15 protein-coding genes, 3 rRNA genes and 1 pseudogene are annotated in these 23142 nt (G+C 59.5%); 15 read left to right on the top strand and 4 right to left on the bottom strand.

Features of this window, described 5'->3' with window-relative positions:
* The first annotated feature begins 133 nt into the window (after nucleotides 1-133).
* Nucleotides 134-1381, top strand: coding sequence for an MFS transporter (locus tag JI721_RS01360; protein WP_274456292.1), 1248 nt, complete (start codon nucleotides 134-136; stop codon nucleotides 1379-1381).
* Nucleotides 1382-1695: 314 nt separating this feature from the next.
* On the opposite strand, the pseudogene JI721_RS01355 reads toward JI721_RS01360, so the two are convergent.
* A pseudogene (locus JI721_RS01355) lies at nucleotides 1696-2883 on the bottom strand (AMP-binding protein); the annotation flags it as partial.
* A 131-nt stretch (nucleotides 2884-3014) separates the two neighbouring features.
* On the opposite strand from JI721_RS01355, the gene JI721_RS01350 reads away from it, so the two are divergent.
* From JI721_RS01350 to JI721_RS01325, 6 genes are all read left to right on the top strand, one after another.
* Complete coding sequence (locus JI721_RS01350; protein ID WP_274456291.1) at nucleotides 3015-3593, top strand: TetR/AcrR family transcriptional regulator; 579 nt, start codon at nucleotides 3015-3017, stop codon at nucleotides 3591-3593.
* A gap of 70 nt (nucleotides 3594-3663) precedes the next feature.
* Nucleotides 3664-4833: an acyl-CoA dehydrogenase family protein gene (locus tag JI721_RS01345; RefSeq protein WP_274456290.1), complete on the top strand. Its 1170-nt coding sequence runs from the start codon at nucleotides 3664-3666 to the stop codon at nucleotides 4831-4833.
* Between the two features lie 57 nt (nucleotides 4834-4890).
* Nucleotides 4891-6036, top strand: a complete 1146-nt coding sequence (locus JI721_RS01340) for an acetyl-CoA acetyltransferase (protein ID WP_274456289.1) — start codon at nucleotides 4891-4893, stop codon at nucleotides 6034-6036.
* Between the two features lie 2 nt (nucleotides 6037-6038).
* Entirely contained in the window at nucleotides 6039-6446 is a 408-nt protein-coding gene (locus JI721_RS01335; RefSeq protein ID WP_274456288.1) for a Zn-ribbon domain-containing OB-fold protein, read from the top strand.
* A gap of 27 nt (nucleotides 6447-6473) precedes the next feature.
* Nucleotides 6474-8705, top strand: coding sequence for an acetate--CoA ligase family protein (locus JI721_RS01330; RefSeq protein ID WP_274456287.1), 2232 nt, complete (start codon nucleotides 6474-6476; stop codon nucleotides 8703-8705).
* A 122-nt stretch (nucleotides 8706-8827) separates the two neighbouring features.
* Nucleotides 8828-10159: an MFS transporter gene (locus tag JI721_RS01325; RefSeq protein ID WP_274456286.1), complete on the top strand. Its 1332-nt coding sequence runs from the start codon at nucleotides 8828-8830 to the stop codon at nucleotides 10157-10159.
* Between the two features lie 73 nt (nucleotides 10160-10232).
* Here the strand turns inward: JI721_RS01325 and JI721_RS01320 are convergent, their stop codons facing one another.
* Nucleotides 10233-10856, bottom strand: a complete 624-nt coding sequence (locus JI721_RS01320) for an MBL fold metallo-hydrolase (RefSeq protein ID WP_274456285.1) — start codon at nucleotides 10854-10856, stop codon at nucleotides 10233-10235.
* Between the two features lie 311 nt (nucleotides 10857-11167).
* On the opposite strand from JI721_RS01320, the gene tpx reads away from it, so the two are divergent.
* The 3 genes from tpx to JI721_RS01305 all read left to right on the top strand — a co-directional run bounded on the left by tpx (nucleotide 11168) and on the right by JI721_RS01305 (nucleotide 13315).
* Nucleotides 11168-11692: a thiol peroxidase gene (tpx, locus tag JI721_RS01315; RefSeq protein WP_274457596.1), complete on the top strand. Its 525-nt coding sequence runs from the start codon at nucleotides 11168-11170 to the stop codon at nucleotides 11690-11692.
* 203 nt (nucleotides 11693-11895) lie between these two features.
* Entirely contained in the window at nucleotides 11896-12315 is a 420-nt protein-coding gene (locus tag JI721_RS01310; protein ID WP_274456284.1) for a precorrin-2 dehydrogenase/sirohydrochlorin ferrochelatase family protein, read from the top strand.
* Nucleotides 12316-12334: 19 nt separating this feature from the next.
* The gene (locus tag JI721_RS01305; RefSeq protein ID WP_274456283.1) at nucleotides 12335-13315 is read left to right on the top strand and encodes an aldo/keto reductase; all 981 of its coding nucleotides are present in this window, start codon (nucleotides 12335-12337) and stop codon (nucleotides 13313-13315) included.
* 126 nt (nucleotides 13316-13441) lie between these two features.
* Here the strand turns inward: JI721_RS01305 and JI721_RS01300 are convergent, their stop codons facing one another.
* Nucleotides 13442-13885: a hypothetical protein gene (locus JI721_RS01300; RefSeq protein ID WP_274456282.1), complete on the bottom strand. Its 444-nt coding sequence runs from the start codon at nucleotides 13883-13885 to the stop codon at nucleotides 13442-13444.
* 541 nt (nucleotides 13886-14426) lie between these two features.
* Here JI721_RS01300 and JI721_RS01295 point away from each other — a divergent pair.
* From JI721_RS01295 to rarD, 4 genes are all read left to right on the top strand, one after another.
* Nucleotides 14427-15960 (top strand): 16S ribosomal RNA (locus JI721_RS01295).
* Between the two features lie 321 nt (nucleotides 15961-16281).
* Nucleotides 16282-19233: ribosomal RNA gene (locus JI721_RS01290) — 23S ribosomal RNA — on the top strand.
* 199 nt (nucleotides 19234-19432) lie between these two features.
* Nucleotides 19433-19549: ribosomal RNA gene (rrf, locus tag JI721_RS01285) — 5S ribosomal RNA — on the top strand.
* Together the 16S, 23S and 5S rRNA genes form the textbook arrangement of a ribosomal RNA operon.
* 337 nt (nucleotides 19550-19886) lie before the next feature.
* Nucleotides 19887-20810 (top strand): EamA family transporter RarD, encoded by a 924-nt coding sequence (gene rarD / locus JI721_RS01280; RefSeq protein ID WP_274456281.1) that lies wholly within the window; start codon nucleotides 19887-19889, stop codon nucleotides 20808-20810.
* 24 nt (nucleotides 20811-20834) lie between these two features.
* Here rarD and def read toward each other — a convergent pair whose 3' ends face one another.
* The gene (def, locus tag JI721_RS01275) at nucleotides 20835-21614 is read right to left on the bottom strand and encodes a peptide deformylase (RefSeq protein ID WP_274456280.1); all 780 of its coding nucleotides are present in this window, start codon (nucleotides 21612-21614) and stop codon (nucleotides 20835-20837) included.
* Between the two features lie 231 nt (nucleotides 21615-21845).
* On the opposite strand from def, the gene map reads away from it, so the two are divergent.
* A complete protein-coding gene (gene map / locus JI721_RS01270) occupies nucleotides 21846-23096 on the top strand; it encodes a type I methionyl aminopeptidase (protein WP_274456279.1) in 1251 nt (416 codons plus the stop codon).
* The last annotated feature ends 46 nt before the right edge of the window (nucleotides 23097-23142 follow it).

The following is a 23142-nucleotide window of genomic DNA, read 5'->3' as shown; positions in this document are numbered from 1 at the left end:
CGAGTTTTTGTCATGGGCGAACTAGACAAGCCAGTTGGTTTGGCGTAATCTTTGTTACGTTCACGTAAGCTTTACCATCTGCAATCATTCGCGATGATATCTCAGAAAGAACATCTTAGAAAGGCAGTTTCCGATGGAAGTAAACACAGTAGAGAAGAAAGAAACATCGTGGCAGACGATTTTATGGATTATGGCGGCGGTTCAGTTTTGCATGTCCATCGCCTTTTCGAGTTCTAATCCGTTCATGGCTCTCTATGTCGAGCAACTGGGCGTGCACAACCTTCACCATGTGGAACTCCTGACGGGCGTCATTCAGGGCCTGACGCCGTTGATGGCCGCCATCATGTCGCCCATTTGGGGCGCGTTGTCGGACCGAAGCGGACGCAAGATGATGGTGATGCGTTCCACCATCGCGATCGCGATATTTACCGGCATTCTGGGGCTGGCGCAAAGCCCGTGGCAGCTGATGGTGGTCCGTGCGCTGCAGGGGTCGTTCAGCGGCTTCTCGGCCGCTTCCGTGGCGCTGGTTGCGAGCGTGATTCCGCAAGAACGGCTTGGGTTTTCACTCGGCTGGATTCAGACCTCCAGCATGGTCGGCACGCTCGTGGGTCCGCTCCTTGGAGGTGTGGCCGCGGATCACTTCCACAATTACCACATGGTTTTCTTTCTCACGACGATCTTTGCGTTTACGGCGTTTGTCATCACCTTGCTGTTCGTCAAGGAGCCGCGCGGTGCACGCGCGCCGGTCAAACAGAAGCCGTCTTTGATTGGCCAGTTTCGAGCCATCAAGCAGTTGAAGACCGTACAGTCGATGTTCGTTGTCCTGTTCTTGACCCAGTTTACGGTGATGAGCGTTCAGCCCGTTTTGTCCGTCTTCATGAAGCAGTTGGCAGGCAACGTCGGATACCTGAACACCGTTGCCGGATTCGCGTTTGCGGTGACCGGGCTCGCAGACTTCATCGCGTCTCCATTCCTCGGCAAGCGAAGTGACAAGATTGGCTACCGACGTGTGTTGACGATTTGCATGACGGGCGCCGGCCTCTTCTATCTTCCCCAGGCATTGGCGCCGAACATCTGGGTGTTCGTGGCGTCCCGGTTCGGGCTGGGCATGTTTATCGGCGGCATTTTGCCGACAGCCAATGCCTTGATTGGACGCATGACGCCGAGCGAACGGCGGGGGCAGATTTACGGGTTCACATCCAGCGCCACGTTTCTAGGGAGTTTCGCCGGGCCGCTGCTCGGGGGTGTCGGGTCCGCGGTGCTTGGCATTCGCGTCATGCTTGGCGTGGCTGGGGCCTTGTACATTTGCAACATGCTGTGGGTTCGGTGGCGTGTGCGGGAGCCGGACGTACCCGATGAATCGACTGTGTCGATCTCCTGAGTTTTCAACTCGGCTGCCGTCGACGAACGGCAGGGCAGGCGGCGGTGCTGCTGCTCCGGGCGGCGAAGCGGGATGCACGACACTTTGCGCATCCCGACGAATTTGACGTTTACCGGACGCCCAACTGCCACCTTACGTTTGGCGGCGGCATCCACCATTGCCGCGGTGTATCCTTGGCCCGCCTGGAAGCCAAGGTGGCATTCGAACGGCTGCTGGCCCGCTCCCCGCGCCTGGATGTCGACACCACGCAGCCGGACTGGCACGATAGCGTGGTGTTTCGCGGGCTGCGGACGCGTCGGATAAACATCCGCTGCTTAGGCCAAGTGCTGGTACTGCTCCCGCAAGTCCCGCTTCAGGATTTTTCCGCTCGGGTTGCGGGGGAGCGATTCTGTGATGACGAAGTGCTTCGGCACCTTGAACTTGGCGAGGTGCTCGCGGCAATGCTGCAGGAGTGCCTCGGGCTGCAGGGAGGCACCCGGCTTCGGGACGACGATGGCCGTCACAGCCTCAATCCAATAACTGTCCGGCACGCCGATGACGGCCACTTCGGAGACGGCGGGGTACAGGTAAATGGCTTCTTCCACTTCTCGGCTGGAAACGTTGACGCCGCCGGTCTTAATCATGTCCTTCTTTCGGTCGATCACGGTGATATACCCTTCCTCATCCATGACCCCGAGGTCCCCGCTGTGGAACCAACCGTCTTGGTACGCCGCTTCCGTGCGTTCTGGGTCATCCAGGTATCCCAGCATCGCATGCGCGGTCCGGTGCACAATCTCGCCAATTTCGCCAGGCGCCGCCTCACGGCCTTCGTCATCCACAATTTTCGTCTCGACATGGAGCGCCGGCAGCCCGGCCGAGCCCAGTTTGCGCAGCTGGTCTTCGGGCTGTAAGACGGTGGCCAGCGGTGCGACCTCTGTTTGCCCGTAGAAGTTCCAGAACTGGGCCTGCGGCAGTCTGCGCATCAGCTCTTTGAGGACTTCCATGGGCATGATGGCTGCACCGTAGTAACACTTGCGCAGCGAGCTGAGGTCTCGGGTGTCAAAGTCCGGATGACGTAACAGCGCGATCCACACCGTTGGGGGACAGAACAATTGCGTGGCGCGGTGCGTTTCGATGGCCTCTAGAATGGCCTGCGGCGCAGCTTGCTCGAGGACGATGCCGGTTGCGCCCAAGTACACGCTCGGGCCGAGGAAGCAGTTGAGTTGTGCGCTGTGGTACAGCGGCAGCGCGTGGACCGCGATGTCCGACGCGGCCATCTGGCCGTCGACGATGCAGCTGACATACTCGGCGATGAGGTTTTCGTGCGTGAGCATGACCCCTTTTGGCTTGGATTCGGTTCCGCTCGTATACAGAATTTGCGCGACATCGGACGCTTGGACGTCCGCATCGACGGGGGCGTCCAAGTACGCCAATGCGGCTCGCAGGGGCTTCCATGTGCTTTGTGCGACGGTGCGTGGCTCCGTTGTCTGCAGGAGATATCGCGGGACCTGCTGTTTTCGCGCATCGCTTTTCCGCTGTGATTCTAAAAAATAAGTTGAACGTTCAACTTGTTTTCGGTATATTGTGATTATACAGAACGGAGCAACACAGCCAGTGTGTGCAGGGCGGCGTCAAGCGGGGCGGGGGTGAAGACATGGCGAGTCGGGCAGATCGTCGTAAGGAAATCCTTGATGCCGCACGGAAACTGTTCAGTCAAAGGGGATACCACGGAGTCAGCCTGAGCGACATTGCGGACGAAGCGGGGCTGAGTGTCGGGCTCATCTATTATGTCTTTCCGAAAAAAGAGGACATCTTGGTTGGCGTCATCAAGGACGCGTCCATCCTGTCTCGCCGGGTGTTCGAGCAATTGGCCGACATCGATGACCCGGTTGAGCGCCTCGACACCGTGATCCGCGAATTTTACATTGGGTGTGACAAACACCCGCGGATGCTGATGATTCTGTACAAGGACTTGTCTTCGCTGAATCGGGAGGCGCGTGAGGAAATCTTGTCCATCGAGCGCGAGACCACAGAGCGCATTGTGGCGATGATTGAGGATGGTCAGCGTAAAGGCGTCTTCAAGTCTGGCATCTCGGCGCAGCTCGCAGCGTTCAACCTGATTGGCGTGGGACACTTGTGGGCGCTCAAACGCGGGTGGCTGCTTGGACACACAGCGCTGGATGAATTTTTGGAAGCACAGCGGCAGTTTCTTCACGCGATGCTGCTGGCATAGCATGTAAGCGCTGTCAGAGGCGTTTGTGACGCGGTTTCGGCCCAGCCTGGCGAAAAAGGAGAGGGAATCGATGGATTTCACGTTGACGAGAGAGCAGAAGATGGTGCAGCAAACCGTCCGGGAGTTCGTGAAGAATGAGTTGATGCCGCTGGAGAACGATGTGCTGCGCAACGAACGCGAAGGCCGGGAGGGCATGACCCGCGAACAGCTGCGGGATTTGCAGTTGAAGGCGAAGGAGATTGGCTTTTGGGGAATCAACACACCGGAGGAGTACGGGGGCGCGGCGCTCGGTCCGGTGATGTCGGCGCTCATCGCCATGGAACTCGGACGCACGTTTGTCCCGTTCAATTTTGGCGGGTCCGCGGACAACATTCTCTACTACTGTAACGAGGAGCAAAAGAAGAAATACCTCATTCCGACGATTGAGGGCAAGCGCCGCTCCTGCTTCGCGCTGACCGAGCCTGGCGCGGGTTCGGACGCGGCCAACATCCGCATGTCTGCCGTCAAGGACGGCAATGAGTGGGTGCTCAACGGCGAGAAAATTTTCATCACAAACGGGAACGAGGCCGACTTTGCGATGGTGTTCGCCGTCACCGACAAGGAGAAAGGCGCGCGCGGCGGTGTCACGTGTTTTCTGGTCGATCGCGACATGGGCTGGCGTTCCGAGTACATTCCGACGATGGGCGAGTGGGGCCCGGCGTCCCTGGTGTTCGAGGATGTCCGGGTGCCGGAGGAGAACATTCTCGGCGAGCTGGGCGGCGGGTTCAACCTGGGCATGCAGTGGATTGGCCAGGGCAGGTACATGATTCCCGCCCGCGGCATTGGGGCGGCAGAACGGTTGTTGCAAATGGCCATCGACCATGCCAAGTCCCGTGTCACGTTCGGTAAACCCATCGCGGAGCGTCAGGCGATTCAATGGATGATTGCGGACTCGGCGGTCGAAATTGAGGCCTCCCGCTGGCTGGTGCTGCACGCCGCCTGGAAGGCGGAGCGGGGCCTTGACACGCGCCACGACGCGTCGATCGCGAAGCTGTACGGCACCAATATGGCGAACCGCGTCGTCGACCGCGTCCTCCAGATTCACGGTGGAATGGGGTACACGAAGGAACTGCCCATCGAACGGTGGTATCGGGAAATGCGGCTGTGGCGGATTTTCGAGGGCACGGACGAGATCCAGCGCTACATCATCTCCCGCAACCTCTTGAAAGGCCACGTCAAGGTTGGCGAGTTGATGGACTGACGCGTGGGTTCGGCAGAATTTGTGCTCCCGTTCGCGGGGCAGGCGAGGTGACAGGAGATGAAGTCCGAGCGCATCGCTGCGATTGTTGGAGTTGCGGAGTCTGACTTGGGGTCTACGCCGGGCAAAACGGTGCTGCAGCTGCAGGCCCAAGCCGCCAAGGCTGCGCTGGAGGAGGCGGGATTCGCAAGGGAAGAGGTGGATGCCGTCTTCACGGCAGGCAACTGGGGCTGGTCACCGACGATGATGCTGGCCGAATACCTCGGTATTCAGCCGAAGTACACGGACGGCACCAACATCGGTGGCAGCTCCTTTGAGGCGCATGTTGGGCATGCGGCTGCGGGCATTGCGAACGGGTTGTTCGACGTCGCCCTCATCACGTATGGCAGTACGCAGCGGTCCGACCGTTCGCGCAACCGCATTCCGCCCGCTGTGACGCTGACCGAACAGTTTGAACGGCCGTACGGGCTGCCGACGCCCGTCGGGGCGTACGCTTTAGCCGCGACGCGGCATATGCATCAGTACGGCACCACGCGCGAGCAATTGGCGGAGATCGCGGTGGCGACCCGGAAGTGGGCGGCGTTGAACGAGAAGGCAATGATGCGGGACCTGATTACGATTGACGATGTGCTTTCTGCCCGCCCCATCGCCGAACCGCTGCATCTGCTCGACTGCTGCCTGGTGACGGATGGCGGCGGTGCGGTCGTTGTCGCGTCTGCCGCCGCAGCCCGCCGAGCACGGACGAAGCCGGTGTGGATTTTAGGTCACGGGGAGACGCACACGCACCACAGTATCACCAACATGCCTGACCTGACGGTCACGGGCGCTCGCGAGTCGGGCCGCCAGGCGATGGAAATGGCCGGGGTGCGGCACGAAGAATTGGACGTCGTCGAGATTTACGACTCGTTCACCATCACGGTGCTGCTTACGCTGGAGTCTCTGGGGTTTTGCGGCCCGGGTGAAGGCGGGGCGTTTGTCAGCAGTCAGCGGACGGCGCCGGGGGGCGACTTCCCGATGAATACCAACGGGGGCGGGCTGAGTTACTGTCACCCGGGGATGTACGGGATTTTCCTGCTGATTGAAGCCGCGCGGCAGCTGCGCGGAGAATGCGGCCCAAGGCAAGTCCCGGAGGCAAAACTTGCGCTCGTAAATGGTACTGGCGGGGTGCTGTCGTCCACCGCCACCGTGGTGCTGGGGAGGGATTGAGGATGTCAAACGGGCGGCCGATCCCGGTTCGGGACGGCGACTCGACCCCGTTCTGGAATGGGGTCGATCAACACGAGCTTCGTATCCAGCAGTGTCAAGCTTGCGCGGCATATGTGTTCTATCCGCGGTCGATTTGTCCGCACTGTTTCTCCGACCAGCTCATCTGGAACGTGTCGAGCGGCCGCGGGCGGATTTACTCGTATACGGTGGTGCACCGCTCGTTCGGGCCGTTCGAGCAGGAGGCGCCGTTTGTGGTGGCGATTGTCGAACTCGAAGAAGGGGTGCGGATGATGACGCGGATTGTGGGGCCGGCCTCGCAGGTGAAGGTGGACGCCCCAGTGCGCGTGACGTACGAGCGCGTCGACGACGATCTCACACTGCCTTACTTTCAGTTGGAGGAAACACGCTAGCCAGTGTTTCACAAGGGGGGTGATGCCATGACATCGCTTGTGACACCCGAACGGCTGTGCGGCTTTTTCCGGCCGCGCCGGATTGCGCTGGTCGGCGCCACTGACAAGTCCCGCTGGTCTGTCTTCACGTACACGAACCTGAAGACGTTTGGCGGAGATTCAGGGGTGGTTGTGGACTGTGTGCATCCGCTGCACAAGACGGTGCACGGGCAGCGGACGGTTCCGAGCCTGTGCGATATTGACGGTCAGGTGGATTTGGCGTACGTCATGGTGCCGACCACGCAAGTGCTGCCGGTGCTGGAGGACGCCCACAAAGCAAAAATTCGAAACCTTGTGATTTTAACGGCGGGGTTTCGTGAGATTGGGGGTGAAGGGGCAGAACTCGAACGCGAGGTGCTGGCGTACGCGCGCACACACGACCAGGTGCTGCTGGGGCCAAATGGCAATGGCTTTATCCACGCGTCGGAGCAGTTGGCGCCGTATGGTCTATTGATTACGCCGCCGCTGTTGGCGGGGCCGGTCGGCATTGTTTTGCAGAGCGGGGCACTCGCCAGCAGCGTCCTGACGCTGGCTCAGGCGCGAAACATCGGCATCAGTTTGCTCGTTTCCATGGGAAACGAGGCGATGATTTCTGCGACCGACGTGATGGAGTATTTGATTGAGGACGAACGGACGAAGGTTATCGCCGTCTTCCTCGAGACAATCCGTCAGCCGCACGAGTTTGCGCGGGTGGCGAAGAAGGCGATGGCGCACGGCAAGCCGATTGTCGCGCTGAAAATCGGACGCAGTGAACGCAGCGCGCAAAGCGCGATGGCGCACACGGGCGCCATTGTCGGGGACGATGCGGTCAATGATGCGGTGCTGCGGCAGCTGGGTGTGATTCGGGTACATGCGCTCGAAGACCTCATCACAACTGCGGGCGTGCTCGGGTACGTGCCGCCGCTTTCGGGGCGCCGGATGGGGGTCGTCACGCCGTCCGGCGGCGCGTGCGACATTCTGTCCGACCGCGCGGCAGATGAAGGGCTGGAGCTGCCGGATTTCACCCCTGAAACTGCAAATCGGCTGAAAGACATTGTGCCCGCCTTCTCGACTGTTCACAACCCGCTTGATGTAACCGGTTTCGTCGTTGTCGACAGCACACTGCTGCGGCGGGCGCTGGCGGCGACGGTGGACGACCCAAATGTGGATTTTTTGGTTTGCCTGACCGACCCGCCTCGCGTCGAGCCGCCCGACGCGACACCCCTCCTCGAGCAGTGGCGCCACCTGCGGGAGATTGTCGACACTTCGAACAAACCCATCGTCATTGTCAGCAACACCTCCGTCGACATCACGGCGTTTGGGCGGTCCGTGCTGCAGGGCGTCGGTCTGCACGTGGTGGGGGGCATGGAACACGGCATGACTGCCATCGCGCACGCCGTGTGGTGGCACGAGCAGCGGCGCAGGTGCGCACAGCGCGGCCCGTCTTGGTGCCCGGCCGGACTTGCCGAGGCGGCGGTCGAAGATGAGGCGGCGGCCGAAGGGCAGACGCCCGTTGCGAGCGGCGCGCGCGCCCTGCGTGCGGAAAGCGAAGCACAGAAGCTGCCCGCTGGCAGCTGGAGTGAGTGGTCGGCGCGCAGGTTCCTGACTGCGAGCGGGATCCCGTTCGTCCCCGGCATTTTGGCACAGTCGGCGGCAGAGGCGGTGGATGCAGCAGCGCAGGTGGGGTACCCGGTCGCGCTCAAGGTGCAGTCGCCCGACATTTTGCACAAGAGTGACGTCGGGGGCGTCGCGCTCGGCCTCGCAACGGCCGCCGAGGTGCGGAACGCCTACCGCGCCATCTGTCACGCGGCCCTCTTGCGTGTGCCGAACTGTCGGCTCGATGGTGTCCTGGTCACGCCCATGCGCAGCAAAGGCGTGGAAGTGCTCGTGGGCGTCGTGCGCGACCCGCTGTGGGGGCCGGTCCTCGCGGTGGGGCTGGGGGGGATATGGGTCGAAGCGCTGCAGGATACCCGGCTGCGTGTGCTGCCCGTCGACGCGGGGGATATCCGTGAAATGCTGCACGAGCTGCGAGGGTATCCACTGCTTCGCGGCGGCCGGGGTCGCGCGGGCGTGGATGAGGAGCGGCTGGCAGCCGTGATCGGCCAGATTGCAGCGGTTGCCGTCGGGCTTGGCGAGCGGCTGGAGGCCCTGGAAGTCAACCCGCTCTGGGCACAGGGTTCGCAAGTTGAGGCGCTGGACGCCTTGATTTCGCTTGGGCCTGAGGTGCCGCGCGGCGTGTGATGCGGCTGGGGCGGCGATTGGGACGGCGGCTGGCCCACCGCGAAAGGGGGGATGGCACCCGCATAACCGGGTACGTTGGCCGGCAGGAAGAGGATACCGAAGTATGGTGAGGGGGAGTACACGTGTCTACGACAGCCCCAGTGAAGACTTCAAGAGGGATTATTGGGTGGTACGAACGGCGGGAGGTCACAACCTACCCGCGCGGATGGATGCAAGTTGGATTGTTGGTTCTGGTGATTATCGCAAATATCGTCGCGAATTACGAAGGGGAACTGGCGCCGGTCGTTCCGCTGCTGCTGCCGTTCCTGAAGCTGAGTCTGGTCAACTACGGCTTCATTGTCGGCGGCACGACGGTTGTCTCCGGGATTGTCGCCATGGTGCTCGGATCGCGGTTTGACCGCCACGGCCGCACGTTCTTTGTCGTCTTTGGCACGTTCGTCACAGCGCTGGCGGTGTTCTCCATGGTGTTTGTGACCAATACCATCGGGTTCCTCATTGTCCGGCTCATCATGGCGATCATCCTTGGGCTGGTGTTACCGGCGACGACCGGATTGGTCCGTGACTTTACGCCGCGGGTCGGCCGTGCGCTGGGTTTCGGACTGTGGACCTTCGGTCCGGTTGGCGCAAACTTTCTCGCGGCCGGCATCGCAGGCTGGACACTCCCTGCGTTTCACGACCGTTGGCAGTCACAGTTTTACATCATGGGTTCGATTTGTCTCATCATCAGCATCATTGTTGCACTCTTCATTCGTGACTTGTCACCCGGCCTTCGCGCGCAGATTGTCCAGAGTTCACGCGAAGCCGCAGCGGTGGAAGAAAACGCCAAACACGTCTCCGGCGAAATTGCCAATCCCCGCATGGTGTTCGGTTCCTTCCGCGTCTGGTCGCTGGCGGTTGGCATTGTGCTGTTCCTGCTGGTCTATTACTTTACGACCGCGTTTGGCCCGCTCTACTTGGAAACGGTCTTCAAATATCCGCCGTCCCAGGCGGCGGGGGTTGCCAGTTACTTCTGGCTGGCGAATCTGGGCGCCTTGATTGTCGTCGGCATCATCTCCGACCGCCTGCAGCTGCGCAAAATCTGTTCCATGGTCGGGGTCGTCGGCACCTTGATATTCATGTTCTTCTGGATTCACTTGATTGGTCAAACGGTGTCTGTGTCGACGATGATTTGGTACACGTCGCTCCAGGGCGTTCTGCTCGGCATTGGCTTTGGGCCGTGGATGGCGCTGTATTCCGAGACGCTGGAGGATATCCATCCCACGCTGCAAGGGTCCGGCTGGGCGCTGTGGTCGTTTGCCCAGTACGTGCTGGCTGGCATCGCCGGCGGGCTGACGTTCGTGGTGGTCGGCAGCATTGGGTTCAACGGGTGGTTCTATATCTGTACCGCCGGCATCGCGTTGTACGGCATTGTGCTGCTGTGGTCAAAGGGGCCTTGGTTTCGGCGGCCGCGCTGATGCAGCTCAAAAGGGGGCCTCTGGCTGGGGGCCCCTTGTGCGGCAAATCCTTTTCGGCAAATCGATGCCTGCGTCAGAAGTCGAACAGTCCGGTCCGTTTGACGGGCGCACCGTGCGCTGGACAAACCCAGTCGAATTGGACTGATTTCAGCTTCTGAATCGATCGCGAGACTTCCTGCGTGTTCCAGCTTAAAAATCGGGGAGACGGCGCCAGTCTCCCTTTTTTGCTGACGACGAGGTCTCCGGCAAACAACGTGTCCCGGAAGCGAAACGACACGTGCCCCGGGGTGTGGCCGGGGGTTTCAATCATTTCAATCCCGGCGATGGTTTGCCCAGGCTGGTAGATGGCATCCACGGACGGGGTTTGCGCCTTGATGACTGCGGCAATCACCCGTTTGATCCCGTGCCGCGGCTGCTCACGATGGATGTACGACAGGTCCTGCAAAGGCGCCCACAACGTTGCGCCCGACCATTCCTTCAAGGCGCGCGCGTTTCCAATGTGGTCCACATCGTGGTGGGTGAGGAGGATATGGCGAATGTCCTTCGGGTCGATCCCGATGTCCCCCAAGTCCTTGACGATGCGGCCGGCCCGGCCTGGCATCCCCGTATCAATGAGGACAGGCTCTTCTCCGAGCACGAGGTAGACAAAACTCCCCTTGGTCGACGTTAACAGGTGAACGTTTTTGGTAATCTCCATCAACGGCTGTCCCCTTTGGTGGCCTCATCATGCTGTGACATGGTCCAATTCGAGCGCGAAATCAATTCGAGCGCGAAATCATCGTCTCCGGAACGACGCGTCCGCTCGTCTGTCGCGATCTTACCACACTTCCGTCTTACGCCTTTGCGCGCGCCGGCGGATGAGGTTCCATTGGCCAGGCGGACAACACATGCCGAGAACACATGTCGAGAACGTCCCGATTTTTGTTCGGATTTTCGCACAATAAATGGTACGATAAAGGGGTAGTCGCAAGGCGTTTCATCAAATGATCAGATGGGAATAGGAGGCGTATTTCTGTGGCAGTGGAACGAGCAGGCGCATTTCTGTTTGCAGGAAAAGCATGCACACTCGTCGGGCCTGAACTGAAGGTTGGCGATGTGGCTCCGGACTTTGAGTTGGTGGCGAATGACCTGTCGACGGTGACTCTGGCAGATTCGAAGGGGAAGGTTCGAATCATCAGTGTCGTGCCTTCACTGGACACGGGGGTGTGCGACGCGCAAACCCGTCGTTTTAATGAAGAGGCGTCCAAGCTGGGCGACAATGTCGTGATTTTGACCGTGAGCGCGGACCTGCCGTTTGCACAAAAGCGCTGGTGCGGGGCCGCGGGCGTCGACCGCGTTCAGACGCTGTCCGACCACCGGAGTATGTCCTTTGGTGACGCGTACGGTACGCACATTCGCGAAGTGCGCTTGGAAAGCCGTGCGGTGTTTGTCGTCGATTCGAGCGATAAGCTCGTGCATGTGGAGTACGTGCCGGAAGCAGGCAAGCACCCGGACTATGAAGCAGCGTTGAACGCAGCGAAACAAGCAAAATAAACGCGTAACCGTATCCATCCGGCTACATACAGGCTGCAGGGCGGAGGTTCACCCTCCGCCCATTCAACACACCTGCTCATCACAGCTTCTCAATCCATTGGTACAACGCAAGCGGGGCGAACGCGTTGGAAGACACAACACCTTTATATCCAGCTTTTCTCAACCTCAAAGGCAGATTGTGTGTCGTGTTTGGGGGCGGCAAGGTGGCAGAACGCAAGGTTGCCAAGCTGCTGGCGGCACAAGCGCGCGTCAGAGTCATCAGTCCTGCGGCTGGGAATTTGCTTTTGCAATGGGCGGCAGACGGGCAGATAGAATGGGTGAACCGCTCGTATGCCAGCGGTGACGCTGCGGCGGCGTGGCTGGTGTTTGCCGCCACGAACGACCCGGAGGTCAACCGCGCCATTGCAGCGGAAGCGGAGGCGGCCGGCCGGCTGGTGAATGTCGCGGACGATGTGGCACGCTGCGCCTTCACAGTCCCTGCCAGTACGCGACAGGGGGGTGTCCAGGTCGCGATCTCGACTTTTGGCACCGACCCAGCCAAGGCCAAGCGGCTGCGTGAACTGCTGGAGTCGGACATTCAGGACGGAACCGCGCGATTCCAGGCAGAGCTGGCGAAGGATTAGGTGACCTGGAGGTGACGGGATGGAGTATGTGAAGTTTGGGAAAACCGGGTTGGAAGTGTCTCGCATTTGCCTGGGGTGCATGAGCTACGGCGTCCCGGAGCGGGGCAGTCATCGCTGGGTCTTGAATGAGGAAGAGAGCCGCCCGTTTATCAAACGGGCCTTGGAGCTGGGCATCAACTTCTTTGACACCGCGAATGTGTACTCCGACGGGACGAGCGAGGAGATTCTGGGGCGCGCGCTGAAGGACCTGGTGCAGCGGGAAGAGGTCGTGATCGCGACGAAGGTGTACAATCGGATGCGGCCCGGACCGAACGGGGCGGGACTGTCCAGGAAGGCGATTCTGGCCGAGATCGACAACAGTCTGAAGCGCCTGGGGACAGACTACGTCGATTTGTACCAGATTCATCGCTGGGACTACACGACCCCCATTGAGGAGACGATGGAAGCGCTCCATGATGTGGTGAAAGCCGGGAAAGCGCGGTACATCGGTGCGTCTTCGATGTACGCGTGGCAGTTTCTGAAGGCTTTGCACACTGCAGAAAAGCACGGGTGGATGCGGTTTGTCTCGATGCAGAACTACCTCAATTTGCTGTACCGGGAAGAGGAGCGGGAGATGCTGCCGCTCTGCAAGGAAGAAGGCATTGCGGTCATTCCGTGGAGCCCCTTGGCGCGGGGCCGCTTGACGCGTGATTGGGACGAGACAACAGCTCGTTCGGAAACGGACGAGTTCGGCAAGTCGCTGTATGCGCAGACGGCGGACACAGACCGCCGCATCGTGGAGCGGGTTGCCGAGTTGGCCGCGCAGCGGGGCGTGTCGCGTGCGCAAATTGCGCTGGCGTGGGTCCTGCAAAAGGAGCCAGTGACGGCCCCGATTGTGGGTGCCACAAAAATGCACCACCTGGAAGACGCGGTGGCTGCGTTATCGGTTCAGTTGTCGCCCGAGGAAGTCGCGATGTTGGAAGAACCGTATGTCCCGCATCCGGTATTGGGGTTCCGTTGAGGCGATGGAATGCGGATTGGATGCGGCTAATCCATGCTGCATCGCGTGCGAAAGATGAAAACCCCCGGCGCCCTCCGTCCGTTCGGAGGGGTCGGGGGTTTTGACAGCACAGACGAAACCGAGCGGTTATTGAAGGGTGTTGTAGCGGTTGTAGTACTGCTGACTTGGCCCAGCGTTGGATTGTCCAACACGGTCAGCCTGCATGATGTTGGACATGGAACCACTTGTGAACTGCGTCGGCTGGAACGACGAGCTTCCGCCTGCTCCGCCTTGGAAGTGGCTCTGTTGGCCGTACGCGCTGCTGTTGTTCCACGCGTTCCGGTCTGCCTGGAGTACGGCGCTCACGCCAAAATTGGCGTGGCCATATTCTGTGCCATACCCTGAACTTTGCGTGTTCATCTGATTAGAGAGTTGATACTGCAGCTGATCGCAAAGCTGGATGCATTGCTGCAAAAGCTGCGCAGCGTTTCGCTCTTTCTGTGCCAACTGGCTTGCGAGAATCTGCGCGTTCTGCTGCTCCTGGGCCGCCAACTGCTGTGCAATGCTTCGGATTTGCTGAATCTGGTGCATCGTACATCCCTCCACTCGGTGATGACTTGTGCTGCAGGTGATATCATGTGTGACCCTGGTTGAAAACATGCGGTTCGGTTCGGCGGGGGGAGCGCTTAAAAGCAGGAGGATTTGGCGGAAGTTGGTGCGATGAATGCTATGGCGCTAGGCGCCTGTCCGGTGGCCTGTGGGCGGTCCGCAAGCGCAGCGGCTGTGGGATGGGTTGGACATAGGTGAACGGCTTAGCGTTCATGGTTAGACAGGGTGGATGTGTGGGGCATGCGTTTGACCTCACACGAATAAATTTCAATTTGGGCACGAATACCAGTTGATCTCGCCTATCCAGCGTGGTATATTAGTCGATGTCGCCGCCGAGGCGGCCGGGTGGAATACCACCCGAAATTCCGCGTCACATCAAGCTTTTCTCCACGTTGACCCGGTTTGAACCGCCAAACGAGAGACAAGTTGTGAAGCGGAAGGCAATGTTGGTTCCTTGAAAACTAAACACGCAAGAAAGCGACAGTGTAACGTAATCGACGAAAGTCGAATGAGCAAGACAAACCTTTTTGAGAGTTTGATCCTGGCTCAGGACGAACGCTGGCGGCGTGCCTAATACATGCAAGTCGAGCGGACCCTTCGGGGTCAGCGGCGGACGGGTGAGTAACACGTGGGTAATCTGCCCAACTGACCGGAATAACGCCTGGAAACGGGTGCTAATGCCGGATAGGCAGCGAGCAGGCATCTGCTCGCTGGGAAAGGTGCAAATGCACCGCAGATGGAGGAGCCCGCGGCGCATTAGCTGGTTGGTGGGGTAACGGCTCACCAAGGCGACGATGCGTAGCCGACCTGAGAGGGTGGACGGCCACACTGGGACTGAGACACGGCCCAGACTCCTACGGGAGGCAGCAGTAGGGAATCTTCCGCAATGGGCGCAAGCCTGACGGAGCAACGCCGCGTGAGCGAAGAAGGCCTTCGGGTTGTAAAGCTCAGTCACTCGGGAAGAGCGGCAAGGGGAGTGGAAAGCCCCTTGAGAGACGGTACCGAGAGAGGAAGCCCCGGCTAACTACGTGCCAGCAGCCGCGGTAATACGTAGGGGGCAAGCGTTGTCCGGAATCACTGGGCGTAAAGCGTGCGTAGGCGGTTGCGTGTGTCCGGGGTGAAAGTCCAGGGCTCAACCCTGGGAATGCCTTGGAAACTGCGTAACTTGAGTGCTGGAGAGGCAAGGGGAATTCCGCGTGTAGCGGTGGAATGCGTAGATATGCGGAGGAATACCAGTGGCGAAGGCGCCTTGCTGGACAGTGACTGACGCTGAGGCACGAAAGCGTGGGGAGCAAACAGGATTAGATACCCTGGTAGTCCACGCCGTAAACGATGAGTGCTAGGTGTTGGGGGGTACCACCCTCAGTGCCGAAGGAAACCCAATAAGCACTCCGCCTGGGGAGTACGGTCGCAAGACTGAAACTCAAAGGAATTGACGGGGGCCCGCACAAGCAGTGGAGCATGTGGTTTAATTCGAAGCAACGCGAAGAACCTTACCAGGGCTTGACATCCCCCTGACAGCCGCAGAGATGCGGTTTCCCTTCGGGGCAGGGGAGACAGGTGGTGCATGGTTGTCGTCAGCTCGTGTCGTGAGATGTTGGGTTAAGTCCCGCAACGAGCGCAACCCTTGAACTGTGTTACCAGCACGTGAAGGTGGGGACTCACAGTTGACTGCCGGCGTAAGTCGGAGGAAGGCGGGGATGACGTCAAATCATCATGCCCTTTATGTCCTGGGCTACACACGTGCTACAATGGGCGGTACAACGGGAAGCGAGACCGCGAGGTGGAGCAAACCCCTGAAAGCCGTTCGTAGTTCGGATTGCAGGCTGCAACTCGCCTGCATGAAGCCGGAATTGCTAGTAATCGCGGATCAGCATGCCGCGGTGAATCCGTTCCCGGGCCTTGTACACACCGCCCGTCACACCACGAGAGTCGGCAACACCCGAAGTCGGTGGGGTAACCCGTCAGGGGGCCAGCCGCCGAAGGTGGGGTTGATGATTGGGGTGAAGTCGTAACAAGGTAGCCGTATCGGAAGGTGCGGCTGGATCACCTCCTTTCTACGGAGTAAGAGGCACTGTCGCGGTGCGTGTTTAGTTTTGAGGGAGCCAACCCTGCGCAAGCAGGCAGGTGAACTCAAAGGGGCTTTGGATGTGCGAAAGCAGATCGAGAGCCGGAATGTACCTTGGAAACTGGATAACGACTCCTATGAAGAAGTCAAACCGACACGAACACAGTGGGTAACTGTGAGCATGCGGAATTTGAGACGCGAGGAATGCGAGGAGCCGAACGCGTGAGGAAACGAGCGTACTGTAGGGTACGTGAGTGACGAGCGCGCGAAGGCGACGAAGCAGTCCGAAGCGGATCGAAGGACGCAAACAGGTGAAGGTAGGAAGGGCGCACGGAGGATGCCTAGGCGCCAGGAGCCGACGAAGGACGGGGCGAACACCGAAATGCCACGGGGAGCTGTAAGCGAGCATGGATCCGTGGATGTCCGAATGGGGGAACCCACTGACCGTCATGGGTCAGTACCGCTTACTGAATACATAGGTAAGTGGAGGCAACCGGGAGAACTGAAACATCTCAGTACCCCGAGGAAGAGAAAACAAACGTGATTCCGCAAGTAGTGGCGAGCGAACGCGGAAGAGCCCAAACCAGTGCTGTGTAAAAGGTTGCAGCCGTTGCAGGACTGGGGTAGCGGGACTTGTGCGGAGGGCACTGCAAGGCCGTCGCGAAGTGAGAAACTGAGTCTGTAGTCGAACGGCATGGGAAGGCCGGCCAGAGACGGTGAGAGCCCGGTAGGCGAAACAGAATCAGCTTCGTGGCACAAGGACCCAAGTACCGCGGGACACGAGAAACCCCGTGGGAATCCGGGAGGACCACCTCCTAAGGCTAAATACTCCCTGGCGACCGATAGCGGATAGTACCGTGAGGGAAAGGTGAAAAGAACCGCGGGAGCGGAGTGAAAGAGAACCTGAAACCGTGTGCTTACAATCAGTCGGAGCATGCGTGACATGTGACGGCGTGCCTTTTGTAGAATGAACCGGCGAGTGATGATGACGAGCGAGGTTAAGGCGGGAAAGCCGGAGCCGCAGCGAAAGCGAGTCTGAAGAGGGCGGATAGTTCGTTGTCATCGACCCGAAACCGGGTGATCTACCCCTGGTCAGGGTGAAGTGCGGGTAACACCGCATGGAGGCCCGAACCCACCGGCGTTGAAAAGCCGGGGGATGAACTGGGGGTAGGGGAGAAATTCCAATCGAACCCGGAGATAGCTGGTTCTCCCCGAAATCGCTTTAGGGCGAGCGTCAAGGGAAGAGGGACGGAGGTAGAGCACTGATTGAGTGCGGGGCCCGACCAGGGTTACCAAGTTCAGTCAAACTCCGAATGCCGTTTTATCAACCTTGGCAGTCAGACTACGAGTGCTAAGATCCGTGGTCAAAAGGGAAACAGCCCAGACCAACAGCTAAGGTCCCGAAGTGCCAGTTAAGTGGGAAACGATGTGGCGGTGCACAGACAACCAGGATGTTGGCTTAGAAGCAGCCACCATTGAAAGAGTGCGTAATAGCTCACTGGTCGAGTGCTGCCGCGCGGAAAATGTAACGGGGCTAAACTGGACACCGAAGCTATGGATGCAGGAATGCATGGTAGGGGAGCGTTCCATGGGCGGAGAAGCTGAGCTGGGAGGCTTGGTGGAGCGCATGGAAGTGAGAATGCCGGTATGAGTAGCGAAAAGACAAGTGAGAATCTTGTCCGCCGAAAGCCCAAGGGTTCCTGGGGAAGGATCGTCCGCCCAGGGTAAGTCGGGACCTAAGGCGAGGCCGAGAGGCGTAGTCGAAGGACAACGGGTGGAAATTCCCGTACCACCGAATAGCGCATGAGCGAAGGGGTGACGCAGGAGGAGCAGGGAAGCGCCCGGCTGGAAGAGGGCGTCCAAGCAGCGAGGGTGGCGTGCAGGCAAATCCGCACGCTGGGAAGCCTGAGCTGTGAAGGGGAGGGAAGAACAGTACCGAAGTCCTGAGCTTCACACTGCCAAGAAAAGCCTCTAGCGAGTTATGAGGTGCCCGTACCGGAAACCGACACAGGTGGGCGCGTGGAGAACACGGAGGCGCGCGGGAGAACTCTCGTTAAGGAACTCGGCAAAATGGCCCCGTAACTTCGGGAGAAGGGGCGCTCGAGAGAGCCGCAGTGAAAAGGCCCAAGCGACTGTTTAGCAAAAACACAGGTCTCTGCGAAGCCGAAAGGCGAAGTATAGGGGCTGACGCCTGCCCGGTGCTGGAAGGTTAAGAGGAGGGGTTAGGGGAAACCCGAAGCTCTGAATTGAAGCCCCAGTAAACGGCGGCCGTAACTATAACGGTCCTAAGGTAGCGAAATTCCTTGTCAGGTAAGTTCTGACCCGCACGAATGGCGTAACGACTTGGGCGCTGTCTCAACGAGAGACCCGGTGAAATTGTAATACCTGTGAAGATGCAGGTTACCCGCGGCTAGACGGAAAGACCCCGTGGAGCTTGACTGTAGCTTGATATGGGAGATGGGTATGTCATGTACAGGATAGGTGGGAGACAGAGAAGCATGGGCGCCAGCCTGTGTGGAGTCGACGTTGGGATACCACCCTTGAGATGCCTGTCTTCTAACCTGGCCCCTTGAAGCAGGGGCGGGGACAGTGTCAGGTGGGCAGTTTGACTGGGGCGGTCGCCTCCTAAAAGGTAACGGAGGCGCCCAAAGGTTCCCTCAGCGCGGATGGAAATCGCGCGGTGCGTGTAAAGGCAAAAGGGAGCTTGACTGCGAGACGGACAGGTCGAGCAGGGACGAAAGTCGGGCTTAGTGACCCGGTGGTTCCGAGTGGAAGGGCCATCGCTCAACGGATAAAAGCTACCCCGGGGATAACAGGCTGATCTCCCCCAAGAGTCCACATCGACGGGGAGGTTTGGCACCTCGATGTCGGCTCATCGCATCCTGGGGCTGAAGTCGGTCCCAAGGGTTGGGCTGTTCGCCCATTAAAGCGGTACGCGAGCTGGGTTCAGAACGTCGTGAGACAGTTCGGTCCCTATCTGCCGCGGGCGCAGGATACGTGAGAGGAATTGTCCTTAGTACGAGAGGACCGGGATGAACCGACCGCTGGTGTCCCAGTTGTGCCGCCAGGCGCAGCGCTGGGTAGCCAAGTCGGGGATGGATAAGCGCTGAAAGCATCTAAGCGCGAAGCCAGCCTCAAGATAACGTATCCCATCCGGTCAACGGAGTAAGACCCCTCAAAGAAGATGAGGTAGATCGGTCCGGAGTGGAAGCGTAGTGATACGTGGAGCGGACGGATACGAATCGGTCGAGGGCTTCACCAGCGTGGTGTTGGGGAAGACGGGAAGCATAGGGGAAAGTCGTTATCTGGTTTGCAAGGTACAAGACCTTGCAATGAGAGCTTGGACAGATGCGAGTAGTGCGAGGAACGGAACGAGCGAGGATGGGAGCGTACAAGGATGTACGTGACCGACGAGCGAGGGAACGTGACGAAGCAATACGAAGCATATGGACAAGCGAAGGTCTGGTGGCAATGGCGGAGGGGAAACACGCGTACCCATCCCGAACACGACCGTTAAGACCTCCAGCGCCGATGATACTTGGGGTGAAGACCCCTGGGAAAGTAGGACGCCGCCAGGCGAGAGAAGACAGGGCCCAGCACTTTGCTGGGCCCTGTTGCATTGGCGCACGCGTCGCGTCGCCGGCGCCGGTGCGAGTGGGTTGCTGCGGCGTGCGCGACAGATTCAGTACGCTTGTCAGTCGTGATCGGGCGTTCGGGCTCAGTAACCTGGGGATTGAATTCTATATTTGATTGTGTTTGTATAAAACTGTAACGACGCGGTGTGCGCTGTGCACCGCCTTTTTGATGCAAACCCGCGGTCGGTGGAACACGCGTGCAGGACAGGCGCGGGTTCGAAGCGCGGGCGGCGTCGCCAGTGAAGCTGACATTCGTTTGCCGTGAAGGGGATTGGGATAGATGACAGCAAAAAAAGGCGTTTTGTTTGCCGCATTGGCCTATGCGGGCTGGGGACTATTGCCGTTATACTGGACGGCGTTTTCGTCGCTGTCCGCGCTTGAGGTGTTGGCTTACCGGATTATTTGGTCGGCGGTGTTCGTGTGGCTGCTCGCTTTCGTACTGCGGCGTGTCCAGGATGTATTGGGTGTTGGCCGGCATGGGAAACGGCTGGCCGCGATTTCGGTGGGTGCTGTGCTGGTGACATTAAACTGGCTGGTTTATATCTACTCTGTCAACTCCGGCCACATCGTCGATGCAAGTCTTGGCTATTACATTAATCCGCTCGTCAACGTCTTGCTGGGCGTTGTATTCTTGCGAGAGCGTCTTTCCCGCTGGCAGTGGGTCGCCATCGGGGTGGCAGCCCTCGGCGTCGGCTCGATGGTCGTCGTCTACGGGAAGGTGCCTTGGTTGGCCTTGGCGTTGGCGGGTACGTTCGGGTTCTATGGCCTGGTGAAGAAACTGGTGCCCGTAGACGCGTTTGTGAGCCTGACGTGGGAGACGACGCTGACGTTTCCCATCTCGCTTCTCTATGTGCTGTGGCTTACCTTGGCCCACCAAGGGCATTTGCACACATTGCCGCCGTCGCACATTGTCCTGTTGGTGCTGGCTGGCGTCGCAACCGCGACACCCCTTTTGTGGTTCGGCATGGCCGCGCGGACACTCAACCTGGCGACGATTGGTGTCATTCAGTACTTGTCGCCGACCATCACGCTGCTGCTTGGGATTCTCATCTATCACGAGTCGTTCACCCGTGCTGACCTCCTGTCCTTCTCGCTGATTTGGGCTGCGCTGGTACTCTACTCCGGATCGATGCTCCAGGCGGCGCGGCAGCGACGGAATATCCCATCTGCAACATCGGGTGACCCCGGCGAGTTCGCGAGTTAACGTGTCGCTTCGGTCCCGCTCGCTTCACGGCTCCGTCTGCACCTGTGTGGTGATGGCGTCCACAACGCTGTCCAGTGCCTGCATCATCTCGTCCAGTGCGGCCCAGTCGATCACGCCGTTCAGTGCCGCTTGGTAGTCGTGCAGGATTTCCGCCGACAACGTCAGTTTCCAGGCGGCTTCTGACAGCATATCCAATGCCATTTGCAGTTCTTCCTGCTCGGCCTGCACCAGTCGTTCCTGCAAAAGGTCGTCTGGAGCGCTTGCTTCAGCTTCTAATTCTTCCTCTTCCTCGCGAGCGTCGGCGGGATCATCGTCCGCATCCTCGATAAGGGACGCGTTTTCTAACAATTGTATGAACAATTCTTCCTCGGACAAATAATCCATGAACAGGACACCGTCGAGGTGGTCGACCTCATGGCAAATCACGCGCGCCAAGAATCCAGCGGCCTCCAGTTGAAAGGGCTGCCCGCAGCGGTCCAGAGCCTTTACGGTGAAGTGCTCTGGGCGCGCAATCTTGAGCGTGTGGTCGGGGAAGCTCAAGCAAGACTCGTACCCTTCCACGCAACCGACCGCGTCTGTGATCTGTGGATTGATGAATTCCATCACACCGCTGCCAATGTCAACGACCATGACGCGCTGGTGTACGCCGATTTGCGGTGCAGACAATCCAACCCCTCGGTACGCCGCCAGTGTGTCGGTCAAGTCCGCCAACAGACGGTGCAGGTGATGGTCGAACGTGGTCACATCGTCACTTCGCTGCCGCAGCGGTGGAATATCCCCCTGAAGAATCGGCTGAACAGACATCACGGCTCCCCCTTTGACGCTCTTTTCACTCTATAGTCAAATGCGCATTCACGCTCCTTAGACTCCGCAGGTGCCGCGAGGGCACCTGCCCGTTTCTTGAAAACCGTGCATGTCATATCGGTACCATGGGGCCGTGTTTGGCGCTCGGGTGGTAAAACGTTCGCACTGCACGTGGTCGAAAGTCGTGCTGAATGCGGCTGAATTCGGTATGATAGAGGAGGCGCGATGCGGATGATTCACATCCGGTCTGCGGAAGAGATCCGACGCTTTCGAGCGTGCGGTGCCGTGAATCGATGGGTTCACTCGAACATTTACAAGGCCCTGCAGCCGGGGGTCACGACACGGGAGCTCGATGAAATCGCAGCGCGGGTGCTCGCCGAGGCAGGAGCCACGTCGTCCATTCGCGAGCCACAGGGCTTTCCTGGGCACGTGTGTATTTCCATCAACGATGAAGTTGGGCACGGCGTGCCCGGAACGCGCGCCATTGTGCCGGGGGACCTCGTCAAGGTGGACGTGAGCGTTTGCTATGCCGGTGTTCACACAGATGCGGCGGTGACGCACCAGGTTGGGGCGGGCGTACAGACAGCCGAGTTCCTTCGGCAAGCGGTGTTGCTGCGACAAGCGGCGCAGAACGCGCTGTGGGCTGGCATTGCGCAGGCGCGAGCGGGCAAGCGGTGTTCAGACATCTCATCCGCGATTCAGTCGGTCGTCCGAACGCATGGCTTGATGGTGGTCCGTCGCGCGTTCGGGCATGGCGTAGGCACAGACCTGCACGAGGAGCCGGCGATCGCCAACTTTGGCCCGCCCGGCACGGGACCGGTGCTTCGGCCAGGCATGGTCGTGGCCATTGAACCCGTGGTGAGTGCCGGCTCGCGCCTGACGTACCGAAAACCGGACGGCTGGACTGACGCCACGGTCGACGGGAGCCTCGCTGCGCATTTCGAGCACACGGTGGTCATCACCGACCGTGATCCGGAAATCGTGACGTTCGATGCAGATGTGCCTGGGCTGGGAAAGGCAGATGATGGCCTGTCACAAGCACCTATCGTGATGAGACCGATGCGCAGAGACGACGAGAATCGACTCTTGCACTTGGCTGCGCGCGAAATGGATGCTATCTTAATGAAGGCGTGGGGACGTCGGGTCAACCCAGCTGAGATATTCGATCCGGAGGCGACGATTGAAGTCCTGGAGGACGGGTCCGGTCGCCTGGTTGGTTTCTTTGCGTATTCCCAGCCAGCCACGGCGCTCCACCTTAACACAATCGTCATAGACGCCAAATTCCAGGGGCAGGGGTTTGGCGGCCGCGTCATGAAGCGACTAGAAGAGATCGCCCGGCAAAAAGGCTTGCATGCGATCACGCTTCATGTACAGAAAAATAACGAGCGCGCCATTCGGTTCTATCGGCGGCTCGGCTACAGGGATCGGGGAACCGCCTATGCCAACACTTTGCGTATGAGCAAGGCGATATGGAAAGAGTAAGGCATGGATGAAGGGTCCGTAGAGAGATGGATCCCTGGGAAGGGAG

The organism is Alicyclobacillus cycloheptanicus, assembly GCF_028751525.1.
GTDB classification, from domain to species: domain Bacteria; phylum Bacillota; class Bacilli; order Alicyclobacillales; family Alicyclobacillaceae; genus Alicyclobacillus_L; species Alicyclobacillus_L cycloheptanicus.
The sequence above is the reverse complement of the archived record's forward strand: the minus strand, read 5'-3'. Positions and strand labels throughout refer to the sequence as shown.

Excerpts from the sequence above, each read along its gene's own strand:
- JI721_RS01360 (WP_274456292.1), top strand. The coding sequence starts at position 134 with ATGGAAGTAAACACAGTAGAGAAGAAAGAAACATCGTGGCAGACGATT.
- JI721_RS01350 (WP_274456291.1), top strand. The coding sequence starts at position 3,015 with ATGGCGAGTCGGGCAGATCGTCGTAAGGAAATCCTTGATGCCGCACGG.
- JI721_RS01345 (WP_274456290.1), top strand. The coding sequence starts at position 3,664 with ATGGATTTCACGTTGACGAGAGAGCAGAAGATGGTGCAGCAAACCGTC.
- JI721_RS01340 (WP_274456289.1), top strand. The coding sequence starts at position 4,891 with ATGAAGTCCGAGCGCATCGCTGCGATTGTTGGAGTTGCGGAGTCTGAC.
- JI721_RS01335 (WP_274456288.1), top strand. The coding sequence starts at position 6,039 with ATGTCAAACGGGCGGCCGATCCCGGTTCGGGACGGCGACTCGACCCCG.
- JI721_RS01330 (WP_274456287.1), top strand. The coding sequence starts at position 6,474 with ATGACATCGCTTGTGACACCCGAACGGCTGTGCGGCTTTTTCCGGCCG.
- JI721_RS01320 (WP_274456285.1), bottom strand. The coding sequence starts at position 10,856 with ATGGAGATTACCAAAAACGTTCACCTGTTAACGTCGACCAAGGGGAGT.
- JI721_RS01305 (WP_274456283.1), top strand. The coding sequence starts at position 12,335 with ATGGAGTATGTGAAGTTTGGGAAAACCGGGTTGGAAGTGTCTCGCATT.
- JI721_RS01300 (WP_274456282.1), bottom strand. The coding sequence starts at position 13,885 with ATGCACCAGATTCAGCAAATCCGAAGCATTGCACAGCAGTTGGCGGCC.
- rarD (WP_274456281.1), top strand. The coding sequence starts at position 19,887 with ATGACAGCAAAAAAAGGCGTTTTGTTTGCCGCATTGGCCTATGCGGGC.
- def (WP_274456280.1), bottom strand. The coding sequence starts at position 21,614 with ATGTCTGTTCAGCCGATTCTTCAGGGGGATATTCCACCGCTGCGGCAG.
- map (WP_274456279.1), top strand. The coding sequence starts at position 21,846 with ATGATTCACATCCGGTCTGCGGAAGAGATCCGACGCTTTCGAGCGTGC.